The 1,282-nt window shown below is 59.3% G+C and carries 1 protein-coding gene; it reads right to left on the bottom strand.

Annotated elements, in window-relative coordinates; translation table 11 throughout:
* Window positions 1–1,259 (bottom strand): GMC oxidoreductase (locus EET67_RS25330; protein WP_128628919.1); only part of this gene is annotated, 1,259 nt, incomplete at its 3' end.
* Window positions 1,260–1,282: the final 23 nt, after the last annotated feature.

Here is a 1,282-nt window from a genome sequence, read left to right as displayed (position 1 = left end):
GAATTCAGGTGATCGGCCAGCCTGATCGCGAAGGCGAGGATCATCAATGTGGGATTTGCATGGCCGCTGGTCGGGAACACAGATCCACCCGCAACATAAAGGTTATGTACGCCGTGGACTCTGCAATTCTGGTCCACGACACCAGTTTTCGCGTCCGCCGACATCCGCGTCGTGCCAAGCGTATGCGCCATGTCGATGATGACGATATCCTGTGGCCGCCGTTCACGTGCCCAGGTTTCAAGCGTCGGGGCAGGCAGGCCAGCCTTCATCAGGGCTGCGCGCGAGAGCTCGGCGATTCTGACGAGTGTCTGGCGTTCAGCATCGTTGATCTGCCAATTGACTTTGGCGAGTGGGACCCCAAGCCGGTCCTTACCGGAACTGAGGCTTATCCTGCTGTCGGGGTTCGGGATCTGCTCCGAGATCGCCTCGATCCGCAAGCCAACCAGCTTGTGAGGCACACCTTGACTCTGGAACTCGTCGGCGACCAGGTTTGGTGACAGGCTGATCGCGGTATTGACGACAAGGTCCTTGAAGGCCTTGGGCGTTCGGGGGTGAGACAGCATCTTCATCCCGATTCCCTTGGTGATGAGTCCAGAGCCTGCTGCAACCGAACGCAGGTCGCGCCGGACATTCGTGCTGCGCCGGCTTACCAATTGCTTCAATGCGTCCCAGGGGTCGTCGGGTGCGCGCTCGGTCGCAAAATAGATCGCGGCGTTCAGCAGTTCCTCGCGCTCCTGGATCTCCGAGGTCAATGCCAGGCCATGCATGAACATGTGTGCGCGGCCCTTGTGGTGAACCCCAAAGAAGCCGAAGAGCTTGGCGAGCGCTGCCATCTGTTCGGTCGGGATCCTTCCAATGCATGCTCCTGCATGGTCCATCAGATACCGCCCGACGACATCGTGGCAATTGCCAATTCCAGGTGAGTGCACGTCGTTTGACGCCAGCAGCAACCTGGCATTTTCTATCCCGCCTGCCGCCAGTACACATAGGTCGGCATTGATGCGCGCGCGCTTGCCTTCCATGCTTGCGACGTCGAGGTGTGAGAACCGGGATCCATCCGCACTCAAGCCGACATGTGTCACGGAGGCGTCCAAAAGAACATGTGTGTTTTCTGGCTGTCGGGTCATGAACTCACGCCCGAAGCGCATGATGTCCAGCCGATCGACACGCGAGCGCGCGAACTGCCAGTAGAAGGAATGAAGTCCCTCCTCGTCAAAACGATCCGGCGGCGCCTTGGGACTGAGGTTCAGCACCTCCATTGCACGCAGGAGATAGGGGTCGA

The sequence above is a fragment of the Borborobacter arsenicus genome (genome assembly GCF_003934165.1).
Taxonomy (GTDB): domain Bacteria; phylum Pseudomonadota; class Alphaproteobacteria; order Rhizobiales; family Rhizobiaceae; genus Pseudaminobacter; species Pseudaminobacter arsenicus.
This window is presented reverse-complemented; position numbering and strand designations above follow the sequence as displayed.